At 32.9% G+C, this 25677-nt stretch carries 32 protein-coding genes and 1 pseudogene; 23 read left to right on the top strand and 10 right to left on the bottom strand.

Going from position 1 to position 25677, the window contains the following annotated elements:
- Positions 1-36: 36 nt before the first annotated feature.
- Positions 37-543: an RrF2 family transcriptional regulator gene (locus ACXY7N_RS15550; protein WP_002140648.1), complete on the top strand. Its 507-nt coding sequence runs from the start codon at positions 37-39 to the stop codon at positions 541-543.
- A gap of 14 nt (positions 544-557) precedes the next feature.
- Here ACXY7N_RS15550 and ACXY7N_RS15545 read toward each other — a convergent pair whose 3' ends face one another.
- Positions 558-1115 carry a DUF4352 domain-containing protein gene (locus ACXY7N_RS15545; protein WP_098485958.1) on the bottom strand — a complete coding sequence of 186 codons (558 nt, stop codon included), beginning with the start codon at positions 1113-1115 and terminating at the stop codon, positions 558-560.
- Between the two features lie 292 nt (positions 1116-1407).
- Between ACXY7N_RS15545 and ACXY7N_RS15540 the strand changes: the two genes are divergently transcribed.
- From ACXY7N_RS15540 to ACXY7N_RS15510, 7 genes are all read left to right on the top strand, one after another.
- Positions 1408-1797, top strand: a complete 390-nt coding sequence (locus ACXY7N_RS15540; RefSeq protein ID WP_098485957.1) for a hypothetical protein — start codon at positions 1408-1410, stop codon at positions 1795-1797.
- A gap of 408 nt (positions 1798-2205) precedes the next feature.
- Positions 2206-3942 carry an S-layer homology domain-containing protein gene (locus tag ACXY7N_RS15535; RefSeq protein WP_098485956.1) on the top strand — a complete coding sequence of 579 codons (1737 nt, stop codon included), beginning with the start codon at positions 2206-2208 and terminating at the stop codon, positions 3940-3942.
- A 126-nt stretch (positions 3943-4068) separates the two neighbouring features.
- Positions 4069-4704 carry a hypothetical protein gene (locus ACXY7N_RS15530; protein ID WP_454497463.1) on the top strand — a complete coding sequence of 212 codons (636 nt, stop codon included), beginning with the start codon at positions 4069-4071 and terminating at the stop codon, positions 4702-4704.
- A gap of 159 nt (positions 4705-4863) precedes the next feature.
- Positions 4864-5178, top strand: a complete 315-nt coding sequence (locus tag ACXY7N_RS15525; protein WP_001078066.1) for a PadR family transcriptional regulator — start codon at positions 4864-4866, stop codon at positions 5176-5178.
- Between the two features lie 13 nt (positions 5179-5191).
- On the top strand, positions 5192-5803 hold the full coding sequence (locus ACXY7N_RS15520; RefSeq protein WP_002108737.1) for a DUF2812 domain-containing protein: 612 nt from the start codon (positions 5192-5194) through the stop codon (positions 5801-5803).
- 261 nt (positions 5804-6064) lie between these two features.
- A complete protein-coding gene (locus ACXY7N_RS15515) occupies positions 6065-7204 on the top strand; it encodes an S-layer homology domain-containing protein (RefSeq protein WP_488592456.1) in 1140 nt (379 codons plus the stop codon).
- Between the two features lie 870 nt (positions 7205-8074).
- Positions 8075-8983, top strand: coding sequence for an alpha/beta fold hydrolase (locus ACXY7N_RS15510; protein ID WP_016089052.1), 909 nt, complete (start codon positions 8075-8077; stop codon positions 8981-8983).
- Between the two features lie 289 nt (positions 8984-9272).
- On the opposite strand, the pseudogene ACXY7N_RS15505 reads toward ACXY7N_RS15510, so the two are convergent.
- Positions 9273-9459 (bottom strand): annotated as a pseudogene (locus tag ACXY7N_RS15505) (IS4 family transposase); the annotation flags it as partial.
- Positions 9460-9555: 96 nt separating this feature from the next.
- Between ACXY7N_RS15505 and ACXY7N_RS15500 the strand changes: the two are divergent.
- Both ACXY7N_RS15500 and ACXY7N_RS15495 read left to right on the top strand, forming a co-directional pair.
- Entirely contained in the window at positions 9556-10128 is a 573-nt protein-coding gene (locus ACXY7N_RS15500) for a histidine phosphatase family protein (RefSeq protein WP_016133814.1), read from the top strand.
- A gap of 187 nt (positions 10129-10315) precedes the next feature.
- Complete coding sequence (locus tag ACXY7N_RS15495; RefSeq protein WP_454497493.1) at positions 10316-10699, top strand: hypothetical protein; 384 nt, start codon at positions 10316-10318, stop codon at positions 10697-10699.
- Between the two features lie 318 nt (positions 10700-11017).
- Here ACXY7N_RS15495 and ACXY7N_RS15490 read toward each other — a convergent pair whose 3' ends face one another.
- Complete coding sequence (locus tag ACXY7N_RS15490) at positions 11018-11125, bottom strand: YjcZ family sporulation protein (RefSeq protein WP_000505670.1); 108 nt, start codon at positions 11123-11125, stop codon at positions 11018-11020.
- Positions 11126-11432: 307 nt separating this feature from the next.
- On the opposite strand from ACXY7N_RS15490, the gene ACXY7N_RS15485 reads away from it, so the two are divergent.
- Positions 11433-11846, top strand: coding sequence for a hypothetical protein (locus ACXY7N_RS15485; RefSeq protein ID WP_016133816.1), 414 nt, complete (start codon positions 11433-11435; stop codon positions 11844-11846).
- Positions 11847-11924: 78 nt separating this feature from the next.
- Here ACXY7N_RS15485 and ACXY7N_RS15480 read toward each other — a convergent pair whose 3' ends face one another.
- Positions 11925-12392, bottom strand: coding sequence for a hypothetical protein (locus ACXY7N_RS15480; RefSeq protein ID WP_016133817.1), 468 nt, complete (start codon positions 12390-12392; stop codon positions 11925-11927).
- Between the two features lie 213 nt (positions 12393-12605).
- On the opposite strand from ACXY7N_RS15480, the gene ACXY7N_RS15475 reads away from it, so the two are divergent.
- The 3 genes from ACXY7N_RS15475 (at position 12606) to ACXY7N_RS15465 (ending at position 13557) form a co-directional block, all read left to right on the top strand.
- Positions 12606-12995, top strand: a complete 390-nt coding sequence (locus tag ACXY7N_RS15475; RefSeq protein WP_000448813.1) for a YflT domain-containing protein — start codon at positions 12606-12608, stop codon at positions 12993-12995.
- A 35-nt stretch (positions 12996-13030) separates the two neighbouring features.
- Positions 13031-13231, top strand: coding sequence for a CsbD family protein (locus ACXY7N_RS15470; RefSeq protein ID WP_001293463.1), 201 nt, complete (start codon positions 13031-13033; stop codon positions 13229-13231).
- Between the two features lie 74 nt (positions 13232-13305).
- Positions 13306-13557 carry a GlsB/YeaQ/YmgE family stress response membrane protein gene (locus tag ACXY7N_RS15465; RefSeq protein WP_000522903.1) on the top strand — a complete coding sequence of 84 codons (252 nt, stop codon included), beginning with the start codon at positions 13306-13308 and terminating at the stop codon, positions 13555-13557.
- A 182-nt stretch (positions 13558-13739) separates the two neighbouring features.
- On the opposite strand, the gene ACXY7N_RS15460 is transcribed toward ACXY7N_RS15465, so the two are convergent.
- On the bottom strand, positions 13740-13940 hold the full coding sequence (locus ACXY7N_RS15460) for a methyltransferase (protein ID WP_000390991.1): 201 nt from the start codon (positions 13938-13940) through the stop codon (positions 13740-13742).
- Positions 13941-14136: 196 nt separating this feature from the next.
- On the opposite strand from ACXY7N_RS15460, the gene rsbV reads away from it, so the two are divergent.
- From rsbV to ACXY7N_RS15435, 5 genes are all read left to right on the top strand, one after another.
- Positions 14137-14475 (top strand): anti sigma b factor antagonist RsbV, encoded by a 339-nt coding sequence (rsbV, locus tag ACXY7N_RS15455; protein ID WP_488592455.1) that lies wholly within the window; start codon positions 14137-14139, stop codon positions 14473-14475.
- Positions 14476-14481: 6 nt separating this feature from the next.
- The gene (gene rsbW, locus ACXY7N_RS15450; protein WP_088083404.1) at positions 14482-14964 is read left to right on the top strand and encodes an anti-sigma B factor RsbW; all 483 of its coding nucleotides are present in this window, start codon (positions 14482-14484) and stop codon (positions 14962-14964) included.
- Positions 14927-15703, top strand: a complete 777-nt coding sequence (gene sigB / locus ACXY7N_RS15445; protein ID WP_016089043.1) for an RNA polymerase sigma factor SigB — start codon at positions 14927-14929, stop codon at positions 15701-15703. The genes rsbW and sigB overlap by 38 nt, the downstream gene beginning before the upstream one ends.
- A gap of 69 nt (positions 15704-15772) precedes the next feature.
- Entirely contained in the window at positions 15773-16213 is a 441-nt protein-coding gene (locus ACXY7N_RS15440) for a ferritin-like domain-containing protein (RefSeq protein WP_000017756.1), read from the top strand.
- A gap of 175 nt (positions 16214-16388) precedes the next feature.
- Positions 16389-17531: a fused response regulator/phosphatase gene (locus ACXY7N_RS15435; RefSeq protein WP_074651656.1), complete on the top strand. Its 1143-nt coding sequence runs from the start codon at positions 16389-16391 to the stop codon at positions 17529-17531.
- 38 nt (positions 17532-17569) lie between these two features.
- Here the strand turns inward: ACXY7N_RS15435 and ACXY7N_RS15430 are convergent, their stop codons facing one another.
- The 3 genes from ACXY7N_RS15430 to ACXY7N_RS15420 form a co-directional block, all read right to left on the bottom strand.
- Entirely contained in the window at positions 17570-18427 is an 858-nt protein-coding gene (locus ACXY7N_RS15430) for a CheR family methyltransferase (RefSeq protein ID WP_016133821.1), read from the bottom strand.
- Between the two features lie 16 nt (positions 18428-18443).
- A complete protein-coding gene (locus ACXY7N_RS15425) occupies positions 18444-21134 on the bottom strand; it encodes an ATP-binding protein (protein WP_016133822.1) in 2691 nt (896 codons plus the stop codon).
- Between the two features lie 206 nt (positions 21135-21340).
- The gene (locus tag ACXY7N_RS15420; protein ID WP_016089039.1) at positions 21341-21592 is read right to left on the bottom strand and encodes a hypothetical protein; all 252 of its coding nucleotides are present in this window, start codon (positions 21590-21592) and stop codon (positions 21341-21343) included.
- A 222-nt stretch (positions 21593-21814) separates the two neighbouring features.
- On the opposite strand from ACXY7N_RS15420, the gene ACXY7N_RS15415 reads away from it, so the two are divergent.
- From ACXY7N_RS15415 to ACXY7N_RS15400, 4 genes are all read left to right on the top strand, one after another.
- Positions 21815-21955 (top strand): hypothetical protein, encoded by a 141-nt coding sequence (locus ACXY7N_RS15415; protein WP_016089038.1) that lies wholly within the window; start codon positions 21815-21817, stop codon positions 21953-21955.
- Between the two features lie 36 nt (positions 21956-21991).
- The gene (locus ACXY7N_RS15410; RefSeq protein WP_016089037.1) at positions 21992-22522 is read left to right on the top strand and encodes a general stress protein; all 531 of its coding nucleotides are present in this window, start codon (positions 21992-21994) and stop codon (positions 22520-22522) included.
- Between the two features lie 148 nt (positions 22523-22670).
- Positions 22671-22874: a DUF4028 family protein gene (locus tag ACXY7N_RS15405; RefSeq protein ID WP_016089036.1), complete on the top strand. Its 204-nt coding sequence runs from the start codon at positions 22671-22673 to the stop codon at positions 22872-22874.
- 136 nt (positions 22875-23010) lie between these two features.
- Positions 23011-23322, top strand: coding sequence for a YbjQ family protein (locus ACXY7N_RS15400; protein ID WP_000637510.1), 312 nt, complete (start codon positions 23011-23013; stop codon positions 23320-23322).
- 773 nt (positions 23323-24095) lie between these two features.
- On the opposite strand, the gene ACXY7N_RS15395 is transcribed toward ACXY7N_RS15400, so the two are convergent.
- The gene (locus ACXY7N_RS15395) at positions 24096-24401 is read right to left on the bottom strand and encodes a hypothetical protein (RefSeq protein WP_016133823.1); all 306 of its coding nucleotides are present in this window, start codon (positions 24399-24401) and stop codon (positions 24096-24098) included.
- 55 nt (positions 24402-24456) lie between these two features.
- A complete protein-coding gene (locus ACXY7N_RS15390) occupies positions 24457-25647 on the bottom strand; it encodes an MFS transporter (protein WP_488592454.1) in 1191 nt (396 codons plus the stop codon).
- Positions 25648-25677: the final 30 nt, after the last annotated feature.

The raw sequence follows: 25677 nt of genomic DNA, 5'->3' as shown, positions 1-25677 counted from the left end.
TGATAACCCTTAAAATAAAAAGCAGGTGATTTGTATATGCAATATAGTGTTGGGGTTGAATATGCCTTGCATTGCTTAGTTTATTTAATTAATACTCCTTCCAAGGAAAGTGTTGGAATAAAAGATTTGGCAGAGTTCCAAGGACTTTCTGAAACATTTCTTTCAAAAGTTTTCGGTAAATTATCTAAAGCTGGCATTGTGAGTTCTGTCCCAGGTGTAAAGGGAGGATATAGGTTAGCTAAGTCTCCAGGAGATATTTCTTTTTGGGATGTAATAGAAGCTGTCGAAGGCCCGAAACCTATTTTTCAATGTAAAAATATTGTACAGAATGGTCTACTATATCGAGATGAGGCTTGTAATTCTTGTGAACCTAGCAATTCTTCTTGTACAATTAACTTAGTAATGCTTGAAGCAGAAGAACATATGCGTGAGTTTCTCCGTAAAAAGACTCTTGCATGGTTAGATAAAGAACTTGATATTGTTTTACCTGAAAAGATAAGGGTAGATACTCGTGAATACTTCAAACAAAAAAACTCTAACTAAATCGCCATGACGAATTAGTTAGAGTTTTTTTGTGATTGCAGCTTATCGATTTTCCAGTGTGCTCCTAGAGGATCTAAAGAGCTTTCAATATAAAACATATATTCATCTGCGGTACCTGGTACTTCAAAAGCTATTTTCAATTCTACCGTTTCATTTGGTTTAACTTGTATATCAGAAAGGTTTTGATCAAGCACTTTTCCTTCATAGGCCTTTCCGTCTTTTTCACCTTTTAAGTTATATTTTAATTCTGATAGTCCAATCGTTTGACCTCGTACATTTTTTACAGAGACATTAACAACGACGGAATCATTGCTAGCATTTAAATATGCACTTTGAACGGCGGTCAAGTAATAGCCTCCCTTAACACTCTCACCAACTAATAAAATACCTTGTTCCAAGCGGCTCATATCTTCTTTTTCTTCAAAATTTATTACTTCTTCATTTTCATTTTTTGCGGTTGGTTCTTCTATTGGACCACTTTCAATGGCACTATCTTTTTTATCTTGTGTGCAAGCAGCCATAACACTGACTAATACTAGAATGAAAGTAAGTAATATGGATAATTTCCTCATAAAATGTATCTGTCTCCTTAAGTTTCTCAATTTTGTGCAACTATACATATAGGATTAACATAATGTCTCATTATTGGCTCAAAATAGGGGACCTTTTAGACACCTTATTCTTTTTACTTTTACTATACATTCGATTGGTTCTCGCGATATTTGTTAATCTTTTAAAACATTGGCTTAGTAATACCAAGGGTTATTATAAATATATTAATCACATAATTTGTCCCTATCAAAATGAACGTTTTTTGCATCTAATATACTGTAAGTATATTTTATTTTGAAAGGATGTGATTATATGGCTCATAAATCTACTGGAGTGTTTCGAGTTCCGGTTTCTGAAAATGGGATTATTCCAACTGCTCTCAACATTATGTTAAACAATGATTCACGCTGTCATACTAGTAATGTAACGGTAACTGTTAAGAGAAGTCGAAACATTTCTTTCCCAACTCAAAATGAATTAGTTGAAATTTCTCGTATTTTTGTTTCTTTAGAACCAAACAGAACGACTAAGATTGTATTGTTTACTCCAGAATTCCAAATAGAAGATTTTCTTGATGTTATCATTAGTGGAAATAAAGATGATGTTAAGGATGTTCTTGTATATTCTTTCTTAGCAGATTCAGCAGGTCACAATTTGCCATCTACTGTTTTCAGAAATGCAGAATACACTTTTGCTTGCTGACACCGTGATGATGTATTCTTTACTGTTATATATCTGAAGGGAAATGTTAAATAGGAGTTGATTTAACTTTTATTTGGGTTCTCCAAAGAATTCTGTTTTAGCCAAATAAACAAGGAACCGACTAATAGGTTCCTTGTTTATTTGCATTTAACATGAAATTTCGTGTCAACGATTCCGAAAGCAACTTGGTTATAAATGATGTTTTCGACATAAGACACCATAGCCCTTTATATATTCGCAAGTAAAACAACATAATATCACTATGAATTCTTATAACAATATGAGTTTTTGCATATTTCAAAACTTAATATATCCTTCAAAAAATTTTAATAGTATAATATGTTTTGTCATATTTTTTTAGATTTTTCGACAAAATATAAAATAGAGAACGTATTGGGAGAAGGAATTATGTACACAAAATTATTAAAATCAATTACATCATTATCACTTATTGGTGGCGCTTTATTGTATACAAATGGCAGTGATGTGAGAGCTGCTGAGGCGGGTGTTTTTTCTGATGTGCCTACATCGCATTGGTCGTATCCGGCAATTAAAGATTTAGCGAGTAAAAATATTATTTCTGGTTATGGAAATGGAATATTTGGTTTTGGAGATGTTGCGACGAGGGAGCAAGTAGCTGCTTTAGTGTATCGAGTTATGCTACCGAATAAACAAGGCGGAACGTTTAGTAATAATAATACTCTTTACATATTAAAAGACGGATCTAAGTTTAATAATCCTTATGGTGATATTAATCAGAACTCTACGATGTTTCCTGAGGAAATTTTAATGTTAACGAATGCAGGGGTATTTAAAGGGGATGAGAAAGGGAATTTTAGACCGAAAGCTCCTGTGAATCGCGCAGAAATGGCACAAATTCTTACAAACGCTTTCCATCTTTCTGCGAAACAAAAGCATACATTTAATGATGTTCCAAATGGTTTTTGGGGTGAAAACGCTATTAGCGCAGTGCAGTCAACCGGAATTGCTTCTGGTACAGGCGAAGGGAAATTTGAGCCATCTAAAACGGTAACACGTGAACAGTATGCACAGTTTTTATATAATACTTTGAAATATAAAAAGCCTGAAGTTGCGGTGCAAGATACAGGGGATGCGACATTATTAGCAGCATTTAAAGATGAAGTGCAAAAGCGTATTAATGCGTACGAAACGAATATTACACTTCCATATAAAACGAAAAATAGTAATCAGGAAGAAGTAATGAAGACACTTTTCAACGCCTATAAAGAAGTCGCAAGTAAAAATGAGTATACAAATTATAATAGATCGAATGTTTCATATGGCATTTCTGGATCACCTGGAAATTATACGTTTACGTTAAAGATTACATATCGTGAAACGAAAGTACAAACGGAATATGTAATGAAGCAAGCAAAGGCAATTGTTTCTTCTATTACGCAAGTTGGAATGGATGATCATGAAAAAGTGAAGGCGATTCATGATTATGTCGTAAAACATATTTCTTACGATACGTCTTATAAAGCTTACACAGCATATGAAGCGCTCGTAAATCGTTCTGCGGTTTGCCAAGGTTACGCACTATTAACCTATCAATTATTAAAAGAAGCTGGAATTGAGAACCACTTTGTAGTAGGAACTGGAGACGGTCAGCCTCATGCTTGGAACTTGGTGAAAATCGAAAACAAATGGTATCACCTCGATACAACATTCGATGATCCAGTGCCAGATGAGCAGGGCCGTGTAACGTATTCCTATTTCAACTTATCAGATGAGCAAATCGCAAGAAATCATGAGTGGAACAGAAGTGATTATCCGCAAGCTACAACAAATTATTATAGTACATTAACAAATAAAATTGCGGCAGGTAGTACGAAAAACCCTGCATATCAGCAAATTTTAAAAGATACAAAATTAAATTATTTAGGAAATGAATACATCGCAAATAACTATAATGAATTCAAAAATAAAATGCAGCAACGTTATAACGAAAAGTCACCAAAAATCGAAATCCTTTATAAACAATCAATGGATGGCGCATTGCAAGATGTGAAAAAAGTAATTGGAGAAATCGGTTATCCGCAAGGGGCGAACCGTGTTTCTTATAAAGCTGAGCCATATAATGCAAAAGAAGGATATTCTTTAGTGACGATTACGTTTATGTAGTGAGAATGAGAAAAAGCATCTGTTTTAGATGCTTTTTTATTATTTTAGTTCGACAAAATATGACAAAGGAACATAGCTGCATCTGTTATGATAACTTTGGTAATTTTACATTTTGGAGGATTAATAATGAACAAAAAGAAGATTTTAGCTGCGTTAATAGGAATCATAGTGTTACTTGTAATTATTAATGTAGTTATTGCGAAGGGAAAAACGACATCAACTAGTGAAAAAATGTACACTGAGAAAGAATACAATAAATTAGTAGATGAACATTATGAAGAAATGCAAAAGTTAAAAAGTGATATGAGTGTATTAGAAACTGAAAAAAAATCTCTTGATGCGCAAGTTAAGAAGTTAAAAGATGAATTAGCGAAAAAAGAGCAAGAAGTAGTACAACAGCCAGTTCAACAAGAACAACCTAAGCAGCAACCACAGCAACTAGCACCACAGCCGGAAACGAAAGAAGAGCCGAAACCAGAACAGCCTACAGGCGCATTCGCAAATCCTGTGAAAAGTATAAATAAAACAGATGCAATGAACAAAGTGAAAGAAAAAGCGAAGCAAGACTTCCAAGATGACTATATGACGCAAAACTTTGTTGCGGATGAACAATCAAAAGCATTTGATTTCTTAAACGGAGTAGAGATTAAATCACAAGAAGAATTGAACGTGATGAAGAAGGCATTGGGAGATTTTCCTAACGATTTTATGACCGCAAAGTTTGTTTATGAAGAGCAAATGAAGGCGAAGAATAAGCAATGATAATATGAAAAACGCTATCTTTTAAAAAGATAGCGTTTTTTGTTATGGGTTATAAAGTCATTCCTGCATTTGACATATACAGTCTAACTGTATAAAATGAAACTGTACAGTTGAACTATATAGTTTAGCTATATATTTATCGTTACATTGGAGGTCTTTATGAATAGAGATAAAAATTTACCATTAACGGAAACAACCTATTACGTTCTTTTAGCTTTATTAGAGCCAGCTCATGGTTATTTAATTATGCAAAAGGTGGAGGAACTGAGTAATCATCAAGTGAAAATCGCAGCGGGTACATTGTATGGTGCGGTTGAAAATTTATTAAAACAAGGGTTAATAGAATCGGTGAAAAGTGAAGATAAACGAAGAAAAGTGTATGTCATTACGGAACGTGGGAAAGAAGTATTGCACTTAGACTTTATGAGAATGCAACACATTATTGAGGTTACAAAGAGTTTATTACACGTATAGTTAGGGGGAAACGATGATGTGGAGATTGAAATTCTTTTTAGACTTTGAGAAAGAGGAAAAATGGTTAGAAGAGATGGCTTGGAAAGGCTATCAACTAGAAAGCAATACATTTGGTTATACATTTAGATATACAGAGCCGGAAGATGCGACGATTAGAATAGACCATAGAGTATTTAGTAGAAAAAGTGAATTTATTAATTACTGCACATTATTTGAAGATAGTGGCTGGGAGCATATAGCTGGTAATCGGTGGTCAGGTACGTACTATTTTAAAAAGATAAATGAAGAAAGTGAAGATGACATTTTTTCAGATCAAATGTCACGAGCAGGGAAGTATAAACGTCTATCTAAAACCTTTTTAGAATTAGCGATCTGTTATTTGCCGATATTATTTCTATTTATGTATAATAATACGATTAATGTAGAAGCATTTGTAAATCCGAAAGAACTATACTTGACGCCAGGATTATGGGATAAGCAAGGCGTATCATTTCTATGGTCATTCTTATTTGAAACGCCATTTGCATTAATGAGAGGACTGTTTTGGACGTTTATCCCTGTTGTGACATGTATGTATTTTGTTTGCTCGTATAAAGCAAATCGGTTGTATGAAGAGAGAAGATGATAGAAGAAATCCCCTTAAAGCTGACGCCTTGAGGGGATTTTTTGAGTTCGTAAATGGTATCTTTTTAAAATGGATAAAGGGAAAGAATGCGCATTGGAAACAAGTTATTATGATTTTTATTGTGCGAACAATATCAAATGGAATAATATGCTTAAAATATCCAAAATCAACCTAAATTAAGGTTTTTATATGTTAATATGGAAGAAGATGTGTGCAATATTCTTTATGAACATTTTATTTTAAGGATAAGGGGATTCAATTATGAATTTTAAACAACTAATCTTGGCGGGGACAGTTATCGCATCAACAACACTAGCGCCTCTAACAAATGTGCAAGCAGAAAACACAACAGGATTTAAAGATGTTCCTGAAAATCACTGGTCTTATAAAGCGATTATGGATTTGCAAGAGAAAAATATTGTATCGGGTTATGGAAATGGAATATTTGGTTTTGGTGATAGTATTACACGCGGACAAGTAGCTAGAATGTTATATGCCTACTTGAAGCCAGCGGATGAACCTAACTTACCAAATCCTTACACAGATGTGAAAAATCATATGTTTGAAAAAGAGATTTTAACTCTTAGTAAAGCTGGTATTATAAGTGGATTTGGCGATGGAAGATTTGGTCCAGATAGTATTTTAACGCGTGAACAATTGGCTGCTGTATTAACAAATGCTTTTCATTTAAAAGCAACATCTACTACCACTTTTAAAGATGTAAATAAAAATTACTGGGCAACAAATGCTATCAGCGCATTACAAGAAAATAAAATTGCTGCTGGCACGGGTGATAATAAGTTTGAACCTTACAAAATTGTAACTCGTGAGCAGTATGCACAATTCTTATACAATGCAATTATTAAATTTGAAAAACCAGAAAAAGAGCCTGAGTCAAAGCCTACTGTTATCCCGCAAGAGTTAGCAGACGATGATATTTATTATTATGAAGGTTGGATGGAGAGCTCATCTGTACTGAAAAGATCTGTATCTAAGGAAGCACAACATTTTGTTACTCAAATCAACACAAAATATAATGCGGAATTAAAGTATGCAGCGATAGGCGGTCCAGGTTCAGAGGTCGTTTTATTCTCTCCGGTATTAGAGGGGATTCCAGAATTTTATGGGAATTTCACTGTCAGGGGCGATGATGAAAATAACTATACTGTTAATTTTGTAATTGATAGAGGTCAAGGTAATACGGCGTTACTAGAGTTAGGGAAAAAGTGGATCACTATGATAAATCCAAACTTAGATTTGAGTACAGAGATTGATAACATAGTGGCTTCTAATACACGTACAGGTACATTTGATATAAATAAAAACAATCTTAAAATAGAGATAAGCTTAGAGAAGCAAAATTCTAGTAGCGATCTAATGCGTGTTGAAATCCGCAAGTAAAAAAGAGGAGTGAAATTTCACTCCTCTTTTACTTTCTCTACTTTTATCCTGCTATTTATTAACCGTAACGCCCAATTCGTGGAGGCTAATAATCAGTGGGGAAGGAAAAAACACTTATTATAGTTTCAATTTATTTTTGGTATATTTAGTTTTAATTGGTGTTTAATACCTTTTTTATTTTTGAGTGTGATATACTTAATGATAATAATATTCCTTAGGAGGATGATTATCATTCATATACTTTTAGGTATTATTGGAGCAATTGTTTTACTTGCTTTTGTTATCCATCCAGGCGTCCCAGACAAACGTGTCCCTCTAAAAAATAAACTCGCAGTAATTCTTCCATTGATTGTTATATCTGGTTTAATTTCATTGTATATATAATTTGAAAAAGTACGTACCTTAATTTAGTAAAAACCTCACTAGAACTACCACTATGGCTTCTTCTTCACCATAATTATGAACTAATTCCTTTTTTTCGGTTCCTACGTAATATATAAGATATACAATGTGAATTTTATTGGTATGTTATACCGGTTTAGCATGTGGTTTTACCTTTAATTAATAGCTTGTTCCCTTGTTAATCATTGTATGGATTACAAAAATATCTAATACAGAAGACCGGCATACATAAACTATTGTATTTCTCAATAAACAAAACAATTTAATGTGGTAAAATAATAGTTGGATGGGAGTCCAATACATATTATTAAAATTAAGATGGTTCAAGTCGGAAGAAGGCACCTTAGGGTGTCTTTTTCTTTTTTCCAAATGACAGTTTTGACCTAAAGAAGTTAAATCTTCAATGGATGATTCCCATGAATATATAGATAAAGTTCATCCATATATTTGTAGAAAGGAGGAATTCAAATGAAGAGAGATGATAATAAGATTGGTCACTTTACATCTGAAAAAGGGAAAGAAGATTTTCAAATTGCCTACGATGAATCAATGGCACTTCTTCCAGAACCTAACGATACGAAAGATATAGAAACTACATATGGCATAATTCGTACTTATTATTTTACTAAAGAGGAAAATAAACATAAGGAACCAATACTTTTACTCCCTGGACGTGGTGCATCTACTCCAATGTGGGTACCAAATTTAGAAGGGTTAAGGGAGAAAAGGCCTGTTTACACAATAGATTTACTCGGTGAACCTGGAATGAGTGTGCAAACGAAGGTGATCGAAAACCAAAAACAACAAGCAGAATGGTTAAATGAAGTAATTGAAGGATTAGGTTTAGAAAAAGTGCATATCGTGGGTGTCTCCATTGGAGGGTGGACAACAATGAACTTGGCTAGATATAATCCTGAGCATATTGCGACGGCTAGTTTATTGGACCCAGTCTTTGTATTTGCGCAAATATCCATAAAGATGATTCTAGCATCTATTCCAGCTTCCGTTCCTATTGTACCTAAGTTTATAAGAGAAAAGATGTTAAGCTATGTTTCTGGGGGAGCAGAGATAAATGACGATGAGCCTATCGCTAAGTTAATCGAGTCGGGTATGCGTAATTATAAATTGAAAACACCAGCACCTGATCTATTTAGTAAAGAAGACTTAAAAAATATCAATATTCCAGTGCTTGCATTAATGGCTGAAAAAAGTACGATGCATAATTCGGTAAAAGCAGTTGAAACTGGGGAAAAATATGTGAAAGATATCGATATAGTGAACTGGAAAAATGCATCTCACGCAATCAATGGTGAGTTCTCTAACGAGGTTAATGCTAGAATTCTTGATTTTGTAGAAAAACATGCTAATGATAACTAAGTTGAACGTGGAAGATATGCTGTAATAACAACTTTATCTTAGGGGAATGTAGCTCATTTTTAGTTTTGGGATATTTTACTTCTTCTATATTTATGAATATGTATAATTACATAAAAATTCAAGGGAAAAGAGAGTATACTTTCTTATTGTGTAATAAAGATAAAGCCCGCCTACGGAAATAGGTGGGCTTTTTTTACATATAAAGAAAAGACAACTGTAAGGTGCCTTCCTTCGAGTTGAAACATTTTACGTTTCATAATACGTATGAATTTCCATTCGAATATTATTTTACTAGGTTAAGTTTTGTGGTAATCATCCTTATCGCTTCATATTCACTTAATTCTTTTTTTCTTTTGTAAAAGAATTTGGTGCATTTTAAACATTGTAGAGGAACATAGGAAAATAGTGATTATCTTTCTATATAGTTGGCACTCTAATCGCTCCTGTTTTACATTACGATAATGGTCTATTTCGAATTCGCAGTTTTCTGTTATTTTTAAGGAGACTGTATTGGATATATATGCTAATATAGGGGGGCGATTATACAGAAAACTGAAAAAATGGAGGCAATTATGAAAACTTTTATATATATGGTGAGACACGGGGATTCACCAAAGTTTGGAAAAGAAAAAACAAGAGGATTAACTGAAAAAGGAAAATTAGATGTTCAACGAATAACAGATGCATTACAAGATGAGGGAATCGACGTTGTTATCTCAAGTCCATACGATCGTTCAATTCTAACCGTTCAGCAGTTAGCGAAGCAAATAGGACAAGAAGTTTTAGTATTTGAGGACTTAAAAGAAAGAATTTTTATTGCTGAAGAGGAACGAATGTCGGATAAAGAATTATTCCCTTTAATAAAAAAGTCATTCTTAGACCCCGACTTTGCTTTAATGGGAGGAGAGTCTAATGTCGACTGTCAGAAACGTGCTATAAAAGTCTTAAAAGAATTATTAAACACCTATCGAGGACAGAAAATAGTATTAGGCACTCATGGAGCTATAATGACTTTGATGATGGGGTATTATGACAGTAAGTATGATTTGAATTTTTTACTACAGACATCAAAACCAGATATATATAGGATGGAATTCAATGGACAGGAATTGGTGGGAGTTAAAAGATTGTGGGAAATTTCATAGATTGACTTTATTCATCCATAGCTTCTCCCAATGACGTGTATTATAAACAATAGGGTTACTGCGGTAACTCTTTTTCTTATGGCACTGACGGGGGATTGATTTCAACAATCTAAAAAATTCGGTTCCTTAGCGTACAAAATTCAAGTTTTGTTCTTGCTATCTCGAGGTGAAATGGGAGGGAATGTTTTTGGGCAGGATACCTTTAAAAATTTTAAAAAAATTAATCGTATTTTTTTTCTTATGCGGTATTGTTGCTTATTCTATATTTCAGATTATTTTTGTCTGGAGTGTTTCGACAGGATTAGGGAGGGATGATATAGTCGGATTTTCTGATAATAAGTATGTAATTGGCCGTCCACCTGTTAGCTATAATTTATATAAAAAAGATAGTGGAGAAACTATATTAGATAATGTTATTGGTTATAAAAAGGGGAAAACTAAAAGCTATGTTCGAAATGAAGTTGAATTTGTAGTGATAGATGAGATAAAGGGTAGCTATGAACTGTATAAAATAGAAAATGCTTCAGAAAAGGATATAGAACGGATGAAAGAAATGAAGAAATTAGAATAATAGAGACTATCTGAAAGGTAAAGAAGCACACTTGTTATTGTTAGATCTAAAAAATGGTTTAGACTGATAACTGAGTTTTGTTTCATGAAAAGAGTCATTATTAATATAAAGTATTAGGGGTTCAGTCCTATTGTCATCAAGCTAAAATTTTATCGAACCTCCAGAACGAAATTTTGTGCTAACTTGTAACAAAAAAGCTCATTTTCTCGTTTTGGGGTAATTCTGAATTCTTAAGTTAATAGGCATGGCCTCTGCACATTGCGGGGGGATTTTTTTATGAAGAAAAGACACTCAGATGAGTGTCTTTTCGATAGTTTTTTAGCAGAAGCAAGCCGCTCCAACGATGATTAATAGAATAAACAATACAACTAATAAAGCAAATCCTCCAGCGAAGCCACAGCCGCCACAACTACCACCAAATCCCATAACAGTTCCTCCTTTAAATAGGAGAGGGAAAACAAAGGTTCACTCATGTGTTTTAACGGATTCCATTTACTTTATGCTTTTACGAATAAATGGAGCAGGTCCTTTTCAAAATAGATTTATTCTTAGAAGGAATTCAAAGGCAAAACAGGAGAATCTATATGATTCTTTAAGGGCGAATAAATGAAAAATAAAATATCCAAACATGCAGATACAAATCCGCTTTTATACCTTTCACTAAAAATAATAATAGCATTATATATTATAAGGAATACTTGTCCTTAATTGTAAAGGAAAGGGGGGAATTGATATGAGTTATGGCTATGGTTATCCTCCTGAAAAATGTTGTAAACATCATAATGAAATTTTATCAACGGGTGTATTACGTAGACATTCCGCTACATTATTTCTTACTGTTGAGGCTATGAATGTTGATCCAGATGATACTCATAGAGTAACAGTTGAAATGTTTGATTGGTCATCGGGTTCTCCGGTATTGTTACCATTAGTAGACCCTTCAACACAAACATTGGCACCTAATCGATATGTTACTTTTCGTTCAGCAGCTCTTCCTCCAGGACTTTTTGCTTATGAAGTAAGAATCATTCGTCCAAAAGATAGAGATGTTGTTACGAATGTTTTTGGTCTTAGTGCAATCGTATTTAACCCACAAGAAGGAAATAATGTTTTACAACATGATTTAGCAAAATTAGACCTTAAATAGATTTTGTAAAAGTCCATTTATTGGACGTGATTAAACAAAAGAGTAGGATTATATCCTGCTCTTTTGTTTTAACATCAACTATATTAGAGTTTTAAAAAAATCTTTCATCATTTTAGCATCTTTAATGTTCACCGTCACACCTTTTACTTTATCTTTCTTCTCATCTTTAGCAATTGTAATTTGCTCCTTATTATCAACCCAAACAAGAAATTCTTCTTTTGAGTCATCTTTATATGTAACGGTAATAGTAGAATGTGCAGATTCTCTCTTTTTTTGATCTAAAGTGATTGTTTTAGGTGTTCCATTTTGAACTGCTGAAACGATAGATTTTATCATTTCTTCGTTATCTGTTTGAGATTTGGAAGTAGTATGATTTGTTGTTTGGAGTATTCCAATGTCTGTAATATTAGCGGAATTTAATTGAAATGTATTTTGTGTATGTTCTTGCTTAACTTGTGAAGCTTTATCTGTAGCCGAGGTGCTTGTACAACCTATTAAAGTGAACGATAGAGTGGTTAGAGCGCATATAGATATGATTTTTTTCATAGTATCCCTCCTTATGTTTAATTATAACAATTTTCTGTTATTTCAGGTAGTTATTGTAAGGAGAAGATGTTTTAAAGTGGTAAATTATGTTGTTCATTCTCTATTAAAATCAAAATTTACATAACTTTTTTCATATTTTATGTTTAACATTTCGAAAATGGGTGTACTACATATAATATAACAAATAATTCATTTTAAAGGAGGAAGTTAAAGATGGAAACGAAGTATAGTAAACCTTTTGTATATGAATTTATTACGGAGAAAGAGGTCATGAACGCAGCGAATGATCTAGTGAAGAAAGGAATAGACCAAAAAGATATTTACGTATTAACACATGAGAAAGAAAGGACAGATAGAATCGCAGACAATGCAGACGTGAATACAATTGGTATAAAAGAAGAAGGACTTGGTACAAGCATTATGAATGTCTTTCAAAAAACGGGAGATCAGTTAAGAAATAAGATGCAGGAGTTAGGGCTTAATGAGGAAGAAGCGAACTTCTACGAAGAAAAGCTGGATGAAGGGAAAATCTTGTTATTCGTTAAGGATTTAGAAAGAGTCGGTGAATGGTTACAAGAAAGAAGATGCACGTATACCCTTTAAATCTATAAATCTATTACGAAAAGGAGATTGTAAATATGAGTGAGAACGGGCTAAAAGAACAAATTACTGGTAAAGTTGAAAAGAAAAAAGGACAAGTAAAAGAAGGAATTGGTGAAATTACAGAAGATAGAGAGTTAAAAAATGAAGGGAAGTGGGAGAAGACGAAGGGAACTGTAAAAGAAAAAGTCGGAAAAGTGAAACAAAAGATAAGTGATGGATTGGATAACAAAGAATAATACATGTTTATCAAGCTTTGGTTAAACGCCAAAGCTTGATAAATCCATTATAAAAATATATAGGAGGTCTAATTGTGGGACTTATTATTACGTGTATTGTAGGTGGACTTATTGGGGCGTTAGCTGGAATGATTACAGGAAAAGACTTTCCTTTAGGTATAGTTGGTAATGTGATTGCTGGTTTAATTGGATCTTGGGTAGGTAGTGCGTTATTTGGTCATTGGGGTCCTGAATGGGGAGGCATTTTTGTTCTTCCAGCGTTATTAGGTGCAATCGTCTTTATTTTAATCGTTACATTCTTCTCTAGAATGCTACGGAAAGCGTAAGTATGATAATGAATAGTAATCTTAAGTTTATTATATACAGCTATAAAGTTAATGAACTGATAAAAATACATAAAAAAGCATCCAATTAAAATAATTTGGATGCTTTTTTTATGTAATCTGCATACGAATGAGTGGGGAATAAAGAATTCCCCACTCATGAAAATTACACTTTCTATTATGTATTAAACCATTGTTACTTTCTTACAATTATTTATTCTTACGACCTGCCTTGGTTCTATATGAGATAAATCCTCGCTATTACCTATATCCACTACAATTGTATTCGTTAGTATGTTAATAATGGAACCAATTAATTTTGTAGCATGATCGTGTCGATAAGAAAATTGAACGAAATCTCCCTTTTTAAAGTTGTGCTCTTCCATAGATAGATCCCCCTAAAAATAATGTTTATACATAATACATACACAAATTTATAAGGTTTAAACATTTGTTAGTATTTTTTAAGCATGAAGCTGGGAAAGGTGTAGAAAATTTATTTATAATTAAAATTAAAAAATATGTTTAAAACTAATTTTTATGGGTAATTACATAGTAGAAGTTTTAGATAAGGGGGCGGAAATGATGAATTTGGCAATAAATATTTTGCAAAATGATTTAGGTTATACGGTACAACTTAATGGTGAAATTGATGCGTATACGGCATCAGATTTAAAAAATAAGATCATGCCTATTGCAAGCGAGGAAGAGGTTTATATCGTAGTAGATTTTAACAAGGTAGAGTATATGGATAGTACTGGTTTAGGCGTTTTTATAGCCTTATTAAAAGCAGTTAAGAAAAATGATGGGAAACTAGAGTTTATTGGTGTATCTAAAAGGTTAAAGAGATTATTTGATATTACAGGATTAACAGAAATATTAAATTTGAATTCCGATTTTGAAAAAGTAGAAAGAAGGTGACTAGGGATGATGGAGAGATTTGAAAAGATAGAAATGAAAATTCCTGCAAAGGCAGAATATGTCGCTATTATTCGTTTAACAATGGCTGGTGTTGCGAATCGAATGGGCTTTGCTTATGACGATATAGAAGATATGAAAATTGCTATTAGTGAAGCATGTACAAACATTGTACAACATGCATATAAAGAAGACGTTGGAGAGATTACAATTGTCTTTGGTCTATATGAAGATCGATTAGAAATTATGGTTGCGGATAATGGGGTTAGTTTTGATTTTAGCACCTTAAAAAGTAAAGTTGGTCCGTATGATATTAATAAACCAGTAGAGAACTTGCCGGAAAATGGTTTAGGTTTATATTTAATAAATACGTTAATGGATGATATACAAATCATGCATGATGAGGGCATGACAGTTTTAATGACAAAATATATACAAAGAGAGCAGGTGGAGAATGATGGAAATCCAATCTCAACCTACAATTCTTACTAAAGAAGACGTTATTAAACTAATTGCAGAATTTCAACAAAACCAATGTGATGAAGCACAGGAAAGGTTAGTTGACCATTATAAAAATCTCGTATATTCCATTGCATATCGCTATTCGAAAGGCGGGCCGATGCATGAGGATATTATACAAGTAGGGATGTTAGGGCTCTTAGGCGCAATAAGAAGGTATGATTATTCGATAGGAAATGCTTTTGAGCCGTTTGCAATACCTACGATAGTAGGGGAAATTAAGAAGTATTTACGTGATAAAACATGGGGCATTCATGTTCCGAGGCGAATTAAAGATTTGGGCGGGAAAATTAAACTTGCGATAGAGGAGCTAACAGATCACCTGCAACGTTCACCGAAGATTATAGAGATTGCGGATCATTTAGGACTATCAGAAGAGGAAGTTCTAGAAATTATGGATGCTAAAAATAATTATCGAGTATCTTCCTTAGATGATGTAGTAGAAAATTCATCTGATGGAAGTTCGGTAGCGAGAATTGAATCTGTAGGTGAAGTAGAGCAAGGATATGAACAGACAGAAAGACGTCTCATTTTAGAGGATATTTTTAACGTATTAAATGAGACAGAAAAGAGTGTTATTCATTATATATTTGGAGAAAATTTAAATCAAAAGGATACAGGGGAACGGTTAGGTATTTCACAAATGCACGTTTCTCGTATTAAAAGACAAGCGATAAGTAAATTGAAGCAAGCGGCGTTTTTAGATACATAAAAATTTTAAATAATTATGTTTAAAACATGAGAAAAGGGGTAGTTATTAAGTATAGGAGGAGATATGAAAATGTCACACGATGTGAAAGAACTAATCGAAGGATTGAATGAAGACTTAGCAGGAGAATACTCAGCAATTATTATGTATAACCATAATGCAGCTACAGTTTCTGGTATATATAGACAAGTGTTAAAACCTTTCTTTGAATCTGAAATTAGTGATGAACAAGGACATGCCCTATATTTAGCGGAGAAAATTAAGACGCTAGGTGGTACACCTACTACAATCCCTTTACCAGTGAAACAAGTAGAAGATGTTAGAGAAATGTTAGAATACGCTAGACAATCAGAATATGAAACAATTAAGCGTTATGAAACGAGAAAAGAACAGGCAGCGAAATTAAATATGACAGAGTTAGTTGTAAAGTTAGAAGATATGATTGCAGATGAAACAAATCATATGGAAGAATTGGATCGTCTTTTAAATGATAAAGCAATGGTGCTAAATTAAAAGTGGAAATTTATAGAGTGAAAGAACAAACTCTCATTTCTGGGGGTTTGTTCTTTTTCTGTATAAAAAATATGTTTGAGTAGGAAATTTTCATTTTATAACTGAGTATGTAATACTAGAAAAATAGAAAATGATAATAGATTTACATTTTAAATACGAAAAGGGGAAATAACTTGTGTCCATTTTAATTGTCGATGATAATCCGGTTAATATCTTTGTAATTGAAAAAATTTTAAAACAAGCCGGATATCAGGATCTTGTATCGCTGAATTCTGCACAAGAGCTTTTCGAATACATTCATTTTGGAAAAGATTCTTCCAGGCATAATGAAATAGATTTAATTTTATTAGATATCATGATGCCTGAAATTGATGGACTTGAAGTTTGTAGGCGATTACAAAAAGAGGAGAAGTTTAAAGATATTCCTATTATTTTTGTAACAGCTTTAGAAGATGCGAATAAATTAGCTGAGGCTCTTGATATGGGGGCAATGGATTATATTACGAAACCTATAAATAAAGTTGAATTGTTAGCGCGTATGCGTGTAGCATTACGCTTGAAATCGGAATTAAATTGGCATAAAGAACAAGAAGAAAATCTTCGAAATGAACTAGATTTAGCTACACAAGTACAAAGAAACTTATTAAGTAGCCCATTAAGAGAAGAGCATATAAAAATTGAAGCAAGTTACTTACCTTCATTTAAACTAGCTGGAGATATGTATTATTGGTATAAAATCGATGAAAATCGCTACGGTATTATATTATTAGATGTGATGGGACATGGTGTATCTGCTTCATTAGTTTGTATGTTTATTTCGTCTGTATTACGTGAAACGATTAAATGTTTAATCGATCCAGAACTCGTTATTAAAGACTTAAATAAATATATGACTCTTTTACATAATGAGAATGACAACATTCCATATTATTTTACAGCGATATACTTAGTAGTGAATACAGAAAATAGAACAATTGAATATGTAAATGCAGGACATCCTTCTGGATATGTTTTAGTTGATGAAACAAATGTAGTTGAACTAGATCGCGGGAGTTGTGCGGTAGGATTTTTTGATGAAATAAAAGTTCAGAAGACAGTTATACCTTTTGAGAAGAACGCTCAAATCGTATTGTTTACAGATGGTGTACTTGAAGCAATTGCAAATGATGAATTTGAGTCTGAAGAGAAACTACGCACTTTTACAGGAAGAAAATGGGGAGATTTAGAAGAAGAGATAGAAGGGTTTTATAAGGAAGAACAGAAGAAAGCACAATCAGATGATATGTGTCTAATTATGATACAAACGAATGCGAAATAAAAAGCGTATGAAATCCAAACAGAGGATTTCATACGCTTTTATTGTATTTTTTGATAAATTTGTTCGTTAGGATTAAATTGGATATAATGCGGCATTATATCTGAAAAACGAAGAGTTTCTTTATTTCCTAAACATAGGAATCCATTGTGACCTAAACTTTCATAAAATAGTTGCTGTACTTGGTTTTGAAGTTTACTCGTAAAGTAAATTAAAACGTTACGGCAAAGTATAATATGAAATTCGTTAAAAGATTGATCAGTTACTAAATTATGCTGCGCAAAAATAATGTTTTGTAAAAGAGAAGGATTAAAATAAGCGAAACGATTATCTGTTGAATAATAGTTAGAAAATGCTTGTGTACCACCAGCTTGTAAATAATTTTTCGTATAAGTTTGCATTTTATTTAACGGAAGGATAGCTTGTTTTGCTTTCTCTAACACATCTGTATTCATATCTGTTGCGTAAATAACAGCTTTTTCACTTAATCCTTCTTCGTGAAGTAAGATGGACATTGATAATACTTCTTCACCAGTTGCGCATCCAGCGTGCCAAATTCTAATTTCAGGATACTTTTTTAATTCAGGAATCACATGCTCTCTTAGCGCTTTAAAAAAGTTAGGGTTACGGAACATTTCAGTTACATTAATGGAGAAATCATTTAATAACTGTTCTAAAACCCCTTCCTCATGAATTACTTTTTCAATTAATTTTGAAATGGTAGGGATATGAGAGAGCTGCATTCGATTACAAATTCTTCTATAAATAGATGTGCGAGCATATTGTCGAAAATCAAATCCTGATAGTTTAAATACCGCTTCCAATAGTAATTCAATTTCTAAGTTCGTGCGCTTATCCATATCTACAGATGGATCAAAATTATAATACTTATTTTCCACTTAAACTAAACCTCACTTATTTTATTAACCATACACTCATTACCGAATAGAGTTGATGTAAATTTAATGGTTTACTTATATAATCTGAAGCGCCAGCAGATAAACATTTTTCTTTATCATTTGGCATTGCTTTAGCAGTTAATGCGATAATAGGTATTTCATGTAACCTTAAGTTCATTCGGATATGTTCCATCGTTTCATAACCGTCCATATTCGGCATCATAATATCCATTAAAATAAGGTCAATATTTGTATTGTTTTTTAGTATGTCTAAACACTCTATGCCGTTTTGTGCAGTAATAATGTTGGCATGTTGTTTTTTTAATGCATTTTGTAATGCAAATATATTTCGATGATCATCATCGACAATTAAAATAGTTTTCTCTTGGAAGACGTTATTTGTTTCTGGCGTCACGATAGTTTCCTCGACAACTTCAGCAGGAATAACGTCATCTATCGTTGCTGCGACTTCTAAATTGGATACCTGTATATCATGTAATCCGTTTGGAAGGTTAGGAATATATACGGTAAAAGTACTGCCTTCTCCTATATGACTCTCTAACGTAATCCAACCACCTAATAATCTAGCAAACTCTTTACAAATAGATAAACCTAAGCCTGTACCACCATATTTTCGAATCGTTGCTCCATCTGCCTGTTGAAAGGCTTCGAAAATAAGTTGATGCTGTTTTTTAGCGATACCAATACCAGTATCTTTTACTGAAATTGTAATCCAATCATTACTGATAGACTGCATATCATGACTCAAATTGGTTGTTTCTATTGAATCGAAATGTAAAGAGACAGATCCTTTTTCCGTGAATTTAAATGCATTGGATAATAAGTTTTTAATAATTTGTTCAACCCGTTTTGCATCTGTATAAAACAGATCAGGAATCGTATCACTGTCTTCAATCGTAAATTCGACATTTCTTTGTGCAGCTATATGTAAAAAGTTTTGATGCATATTTGCTGCCATGTCACTTATGTTCGTTGCTTCAAAAATTACATCTAGTTTTCCGGCTTCTACTTTAGATAAATCTAGTATGTCATTAATTAAAGTAAGTAAATCTTTCCCTGATGAATGAATAACGGTTGCTAATTCAATTTCATCATCAGATAAATGATTATCATGATTTTCTCTTAACATTTCAGATAATAGTAAAATACTATTTAACGGTGTGCGTAATTCATGTGACATATTTGCTAGGAATTCTGATTTGTATTTTGAGCTACGTAACAACTCGCTTGCTTTTTCTTCTAATTCTGATTTAGCAATTTGTAAGTCAGTTGTCTTCTGCTCGGCCTCTTCAGTTCTAGACTCTAATTGTTCATTCGTTGTTCTTAATTCTTCGGCTTGCATTTGTAGTTCTTCAGCTTGTGTTTGCAATTCTTCTGATTGAACTTGCAACTCTTCCGTCATTGCTTGTGATTCATGTAAAAGATTTTGAATTCGCATACGTCCCATAATACTATGGATTGTTAAGCCTAGATTATCAACGGTTTGTTGAATTAAATCTTGATGTAAATCTGAAATCTCAGTTACACTTACTAACTCCATTACTGCGATAACTTCATCTTCAAATAAAATAGGGATGACTAGTAGATTTTTGGGACGTATTTCTAATAATCCAGTAGTAACGTAACGAAACTCTTCGGGTATGTCTCGAAGAATAAAGCTTTGTTTTTCTAAAGCACATTGCCCAATTAAACCTTCACCCATTTTAATGGATTGTTTTCCAATATCAGAAATTTGATCGGCGAAAGAAGCTTTTTTCACATAGTAGACAGTTTCTTCAACTTCTTCACGTACATAGAATGCACCGCAAGCGATTTGCGTTTTTTGTATCATTCCACTAAGAATTTTGTTACCCAACATCTCAATAGAAGGTACACCTTGATACATTAAAATTAATTCTGCAAGCTCGGTTTGTAACCACTCTCTTTTAGATATTTCGTCTAGTAGATGGTTCGTTGTATGAGCAAGCTCTTTTATTTCATCATGGGTGTTTACATGAATTCTTTCCGTAATTTTTTCTTTAGAAGAAATGGATGTAATAGCTTGAATTACATTTTTAATCGTTTTTGTAATGGAATTCGAAATATAGAGTGAAATGATAATAGAAATACAAGAAAGTAAGAACAATAAACTGTATAACCAAATCTCTAATTTATTATTTTCAGTATCTAATTGTGCAGCTCTTTTTTTTGTTAGTTGCTCCTCTACACTACGGAAGTTAGTTAGCTGTGATTGTAATGATTGAATTTGAGCCGTGTCGATTGCTTGTATGTTATTACTATTGTGATTCGTAATGAATGGGTGAATCTCTTTATTAATCCAACTAGTAATGTTTTCATTAATCTGTTTTAATTTTTCTTGCTGAGAGGGGTTATCCTCTAATAAAGCAAAAAGATCTTGATAATGTTTTTCGTAATCCTTTTCCGCAGCGTTAAGGGATTGAACGTAATTAGGGTTATTAGAAGTGATAAATCCTTTCGCTTTATTTTCAATTGTTAGCAGCTCTTTCTCCACTTGATTCGTTAAATTAAGAACTTTAAAATCGTGATCAATAATAAAATTACGAGATTTTTGTAAATTAGAAATCTCATTGTTTAGCATAATGAAAGAAATAAGTAAGAACAAAATGATAACTAAGTAACCAGCCATAATTTTGTAGCGAATACTAAATTTTGCTTTCGGATTCATTAAAAATTCCTACCTTCAAGGTTAGTAAAAGTTTTCTATTGTAAAGAATGAAAAACGTAATATATATTATATCAGTTTTCGTAAGGCCAAACTAGAAATCCCCCTATTGTATTAGGGGGTCTCGTTTTGAATAGAGGAAATCATTTTGAAATATAAAAAGATATATGAAAAGTAACAATCGAGGGAATAGGGGGATTATAAAACTTTTAAGAAGGAAAGAGTGTTCTTAAAGCTTTTTTTGCATCTATTCCTTCAAAGATAAATAATACAAGCTCTCTCTTTTTTACAGTAAGGAAAAAGGATATTAATGTACTTAAGTTTTTAATAGAAGTAAGTGTCCCGTGTTTACTTATAAATAAATTCGTTTGAAATGTTGTCATTAAAGCATAAAAATGATGAATCTGAGTTATTGTAGGTGTTTCATTATAAGAAATAGTAGTAGAGTGAATGGCATTCATCGAAATATTCCTTTCTGTATAGTAAGCATAACAATATAAACATACCCGTTTTAAAAAATGTTAAACATATAAATACGAAAAAATATAATTATAGTTTTTTAGGTTTAGAAAGGGTTACGAAGGGTATACATATACTACAAAGAGATTGGCTGAAGAGGAATGATAAGATTTCTAGTCTATAAAAATATACTTTTACTTTAAATAAAAAGGAGTCTAGTATACATGAATGAAATGATGATTGATATTACGTTTGATTTAATTTACTTGTTAAGTAGTTCGCTTGTAATGCTTTTACTATTCGCTTTTTTCGTAAATGGTTATGTTAATAAGAAAATTAGTGTATACAGAAATGAAGAAAGATAAAGATACAATATATAAAACTTTAGGAGGTTAATAGTTATGGATGTAGATAGAAAAATAGTAGGTATTTTTAGAACAATTGATGATGCGGCACTCGTTATTAATGAATTAAATGAAAAAGGATATGCAAAAGATAACATTTCAGCTATTGCGAAGGATCAAAAGGAAATTGAACATCTGGAAGAAAAATCGGGTGAAAAAGTAAATAATGAAACTGCACATAAAGCGGATATCTTTTCAGCGACAGGGCTTGTGGCAGGAGGAGTAGCAGGCGGACTCGGTGGTTTATTAACCGGCCTTGGCATACTTGCCGTATCTGGGATGGGTCCAATCGTAGCAGCGGGACCTATCGCAGCAGCTGTTGGAGGAGCCGGTATTGGCGGAGGAGCTGGAAGTTTAATAGGAGCATTTATCGGCTTAGGAATCCCTGAAGAACACGCTAAGAAATATGAAGAATACATTTACGATGGAAATATATTAATTTTAGTAGATGCAAAATTAGATGATAAGTTAGAAATTTATAAAATATTTGATAAGCATAATGCTTATAACTCTGATTTCTTTAAATAAAATGATGAAAAATGTAAACATAGTGAATATCGTTTTTGGTCTTACAACTTTGGCGCGACCGAGGAGTCGTATGACTATAAGAGAGGAAGGGCTTATAGTAAAAGATCAAGTTCTATTACGTTATTGAAAAAGAGAGAGGTGTCTATTCGTGATTGTGAAAATATTAAAGGATAGTAGTAATAGTTTCCTTTGTACAGTTCAAAATAAAAATGGAGATCAGTATGTGAAGAGATGGTTTCGTAAACAGGAAAACAATGAAGAATTAGGACGACCAACTTTCAAAGAAGTAGAAAAGGACTGGAGAGAAAATAGAGAATCATTTATGTATCCAAATGTTAAAGCGCTTTATTAAACATAATAGGCGTTTTATTCTTACAAAATTGTCACACTCCTGTAAGGTAATTCAATAGATTCGTTGCTTGTTCCATGTCATAATAAAGACATAAGAAAGCTAATCAAAAATTATAAGTTATAGGAGAGTGTCAGTCATGATTGTAACAACAACGTCTGGAATTCAAGGTAAAGAAATTATTGAGTATATCGATATTGTAAATGGTGAAGCTATTATGGGTGCAAATATTGTCCGCGATTTATTCGCTTCCGTTCGTGATGTTGTCGGTGGTCGTGCTGGTTCTTATGAAAGCAAGCTAAAAGAAGCTCGTGATATCGCAATGGATGAAATGAAAGAACTTGCAAAACAAAAAGGTGCGAACGCTATCGTTGGTATTGACGTAGATTATGAAGTTGTTCGTGATGGGATGTTAATGGTTGCTGTAAGTGGTACAGCTGTACGTATATAATTAAATAAAAAACAGGCTCCCCCTTGAAGTTCATGCTTTGAGGGGATTTTTTTGTTTCATGATTAAAGTTAAAATGAAGAAGAGTTGATGGCGTATTATAAGTACAAAAAATAAGATGATGGCGAATGTACTGGCTCGCTAAAATGATATAACCGCTTAAAGGATAAGCTGAAAAAACTATACTGTACATATGTTTAAAATAAGCAAAACGTTATTGTAAAAAATGCTAGGATTGCTCCTAGCATTTCGTGAGGGATATTGCACGGGAATTTAGATAATAAGCAGACGTACCCACTTATTTCAAATGTAGTATATATTGTTTTCAAGGAGAAAAGTAAGAAATACAACAATCTTTATATATGTTTAACGAGAGTGTTAACTTTATGATAAATAATAAAATTGTTATTTGGGGTAAGGAGAGAAATCATGGTATGAATAGGTTTAGAGAGTGTATAGTTTATAGAAATAAACGATTGAGCATGTAAAGCGTTATATTACATAAAATTTATAATGAATGGAGGCGATTACATTCTGTTTTGGTTAGGGTGTTTTTTAGGCTACATTGTAGGTTCAGTTATTACATGTGCGCTACTTTACTATGGGTATAGATCTAGTGAAAATAAAAAAGCGGATATACGAGAGAGGGAGGAGAGGAAAATCAATAAAAAAGGTGTATAGGATGTGAAAGGTAAGGTGATAGTGTTGATGCAAAAATAAAGGACAGTACATAGTTTATATGACTATTATGTACTGTCCCGCTTATTCTTTTTGGATTAGGACAAGTTGTTTCCTGTCTTGCTATAAAATTCATAGGCGAAAAATCCAAATAAATAGCCTATTCCAGCTCCTAAACTAACTGAAAGCAGTGAGAAATCGGGGAAAAACATGCCGAAAATCAAACCGATTATACAGCCGACAAGCATTCCTATAGGTATTAAACTATCTAATAACAGTTGAGCTTTTTGAGATTTTTTTTTACCTAATTTTCCGTTCTTATATTTATGTTCCAATCTTTTAATTACAAATACTACAATTCCACCAACTATTACAACAGGCGCGATTGCCGAAATGAACCACATGTCAGAAGCTCCTTTCGTTTTTAATTAAATCATACCATATATTAACATTTTTAATTTAAGCGGAGACAAGATCTTCTACATTTCTTTTCCTTTTATTCATGACTAAAGTTAATAGGAATAAAAGGAAGCTTAAAAGTGTCATTATAATAAAAACTTGCGTATAACTATTAAAATAATCACGAGCGATTCCTGCTAGGACAGGAATGAATCCGCCCATAATATATCCTCCTGACTGCATCATAGCAGTCCATGCACTCGCATCTTCTGAAGTTTTTGTTTCATATAGCGGTAGCATAAGAGCGAGTGGAAATACGCCGCCGAGCCCGATACCTAGTAAAATAGTAGGGATCCATGGTGTAGTTAGTGGGTAAATCATAAGCGATAAACCTACGAGTACAAAGCATATACTCCCTAATAACCAAAGTGCTCGGTTTTTATAAATATCCGCTAATGTTGGAATTAAAAAGCTGCATATCATTTGAACAACTGTAAAAACAGTTATAAGAGTACCAGCTTGTTCGCTACTGACACCCATATTTTGATTTGCCGGCGCAAGCCAAGTCGTAATGGAATAAAAGATTCCTGATTGTAGTCCGAAAAAGATTGTGAACAACCATGCTTTTTTATTTCTTAAAGGTAAGCTATTATTCTTTTTATCTTGTGTACTCGTATTCTTTTTTCGTTTCATAACCGGATACCAAAATATAATAGCGAGTATAGTAAGTACACCCCAAAAAGCGAGTGCCATATTCCAATCGTCTTTTAATACATGTTGTAAAGGAATCGTTAATCCTGCACTTAAAGAAGCGCCAGTTCCCATGCCTACTGAATATATTCCAATCATTAAGCCGATTTTCGTAGGGGATTTTTCTTTAATAAAACCTGATAGTAACGGACCTGCAAGTGCAATTCCAATGCCGATAAATAAAGAGCTCGCGAATAATGTGGAAATGGAAGAGGTAAAAGCCCTCATACATGTAGCAAAGCCAATTAAAATAAGACAAGCCATAATTGCTTTTTCTGCCCCATATTTTTTAATTACCTTCCCAGTCAGTAAGGCGAATGTCCCCATACAAAAAACAGGAATAGCTGTTAAAAAACTAACGGAAAAATTGCTTATATTTAAGTCTTGTCGGATGGTTTCTAATAAAGGTGAAATAGATGTAATTCCGATACGTAAATTAATGGAAACAAAAAATAGTGCTAGTATATACAAATAAGTTCGTCCTTGATGTTTCAATTTCATTTTCTCCTCTCATAAACATCAGATGTTATT

The sequence above is a fragment of the Bacillus sp. 5w2 genome, from assembly GCF_054353775.1.
Note: the sequence above shows the minus strand (reverse complement) of the source record. Positions and strands in the feature narration are given on the sequence as shown.

Excerpts from the sequence above, each read along its gene's own strand:
- rsbW (WP_088083404.1), top strand. The coding sequence starts at position 14,482 with ATGATGGAGAGATTTGAAAAGATAGAAATGAAAATTCCTGCAAAGGCA.
- ACXY7N_RS15420 (WP_016089039.1), bottom strand. The coding sequence starts at position 21,592 with ATGAATGCCATTCACTCTACTACTATTTCTTATAATGAAACACCTACA.
- ACXY7N_RS15425 (WP_016133822.1), bottom strand. The coding sequence starts at position 21,134 with ATGAATCCGAAAGCAAAATTTAGTATTCGCTACAAAATTATGGCTGGT.
- ACXY7N_RS15510 (WP_016089052.1), top strand. The coding sequence starts at position 8,075 with ATGAAGAGAGATGATAATAAGATTGGTCACTTTACATCTGAAAAAGGG.
- ACXY7N_RS15485 (WP_016133816.1), top strand. The coding sequence starts at position 11,433 with ATGAGTTATGGCTATGGTTATCCTCCTGAAAAATGTTGTAAACATCAT.
- sigB (WP_016089043.1), top strand. The coding sequence starts at position 14,927 with ATGATGGAAATCCAATCTCAACCTACAATTCTTACTAAAGAAGACGTT.
- ACXY7N_RS15400 (WP_000637510.1), top strand. The coding sequence starts at position 23,011 with ATGATTGTAACAACAACGTCTGGAATTCAAGGTAAAGAAATTATTGAG.
- ACXY7N_RS15535 (WP_098485956.1), top strand. The coding sequence starts at position 2,206 with ATGTACACAAAATTATTAAAATCAATTACATCATTATCACTTATTGGT.
- ACXY7N_RS15500 (WP_016133814.1), top strand. The coding sequence starts at position 9,556 with ATGAAAACTTTTATATATATGGTGAGACACGGGGATTCACCAAAGTTT.
- ACXY7N_RS15545 (WP_098485958.1), bottom strand. The coding sequence starts at position 1,115 with ATGAGGAAATTATCCATATTACTTACTTTCATTCTAGTATTAGTCAGT.
- ACXY7N_RS15530 (WP_454497463.1), top strand. The coding sequence starts at position 4,069 with ATGAACAAAAAGAAGATTTTAGCTGCGTTAATAGGAATCATAGTGTTA.
- ACXY7N_RS15410 (WP_016089037.1), top strand. The coding sequence starts at position 21,992 with ATGGATGTAGATAGAAAAATAGTAGGTATTTTTAGAACAATTGATGAT.
- ACXY7N_RS15540 (WP_098485957.1), top strand. The coding sequence starts at position 1,408 with ATGGCTCATAAATCTACTGGAGTGTTTCGAGTTCCGGTTTCTGAAAAT.
- ACXY7N_RS15390 (WP_488592454.1), bottom strand. The coding sequence starts at position 25,647 with ATGAAATTGAAACATCAAGGACGAACTTATTTGTATATACTAGCACTA.
- ACXY7N_RS15515 (WP_488592456.1), top strand. The coding sequence starts at position 6,065 with ATGAATTTTAAACAACTAATCTTGGCGGGGACAGTTATCGCATCAACA.
- ACXY7N_RS15475 (WP_000448813.1), top strand. The coding sequence starts at position 12,606 with ATGGAAACGAAGTATAGTAAACCTTTTGTATATGAATTTATTACGGAG.
- ACXY7N_RS15395 (WP_016133823.1), bottom strand. The coding sequence starts at position 24,401 with ATGTGGTTCATTTCGGCAATCGCGCCTGTTGTAATAGTTGGTGGAATT.
- ACXY7N_RS15470 (WP_001293463.1), top strand. The coding sequence starts at position 13,031 with ATGAGTGAGAACGGGCTAAAAGAACAAATTACTGGTAAAGTTGAAAAG.
- ACXY7N_RS15550 (WP_002140648.1), top strand. The coding sequence starts at position 37 with ATGCAATATAGTGTTGGGGTTGAATATGCCTTGCATTGCTTAGTTTAT.
- ACXY7N_RS15490 (WP_000505670.1), bottom strand. The coding sequence starts at position 11,125 with ATGGGATTTGGTGGTAGTTGTGGCGGCTGTGGCTTCGCTGGAGGATTT.
- ACXY7N_RS15525 (WP_001078066.1), top strand. The coding sequence starts at position 4,864 with ATGAATAGAGATAAAAATTTACCATTAACGGAAACAACCTATTACGTT.
- ACXY7N_RS15520 (WP_002108737.1), top strand. The coding sequence starts at position 5,192 with ATGATGTGGAGATTGAAATTCTTTTTAGACTTTGAGAAAGAGGAAAAA.
- ACXY7N_RS15480 (WP_016133817.1), bottom strand. The coding sequence starts at position 12,392 with ATGAAAAAAATCATATCTATATGCGCTCTAACCACTCTATCGTTCACT.
- ACXY7N_RS15415 (WP_016089038.1), top strand. The coding sequence starts at position 21,815 with ATGAATGAAATGATGATTGATATTACGTTTGATTTAATTTACTTGTTA.
- ACXY7N_RS15440 (WP_000017756.1), top strand. The coding sequence starts at position 15,773 with ATGTCACACGATGTGAAAGAACTAATCGAAGGATTGAATGAAGACTTA.
- ACXY7N_RS15460 (WP_000390991.1), bottom strand. The coding sequence starts at position 13,940 with ATGGAAGAGCACAACTTTAAAAAGGGAGATTTCGTTCAATTTTCTTAT.
- rsbV (WP_488592455.1), top strand. The coding sequence starts at position 14,137 with ATGATGAATTTGGCAATAAATATTTTGCAAAATGATTTAGGTTATACG.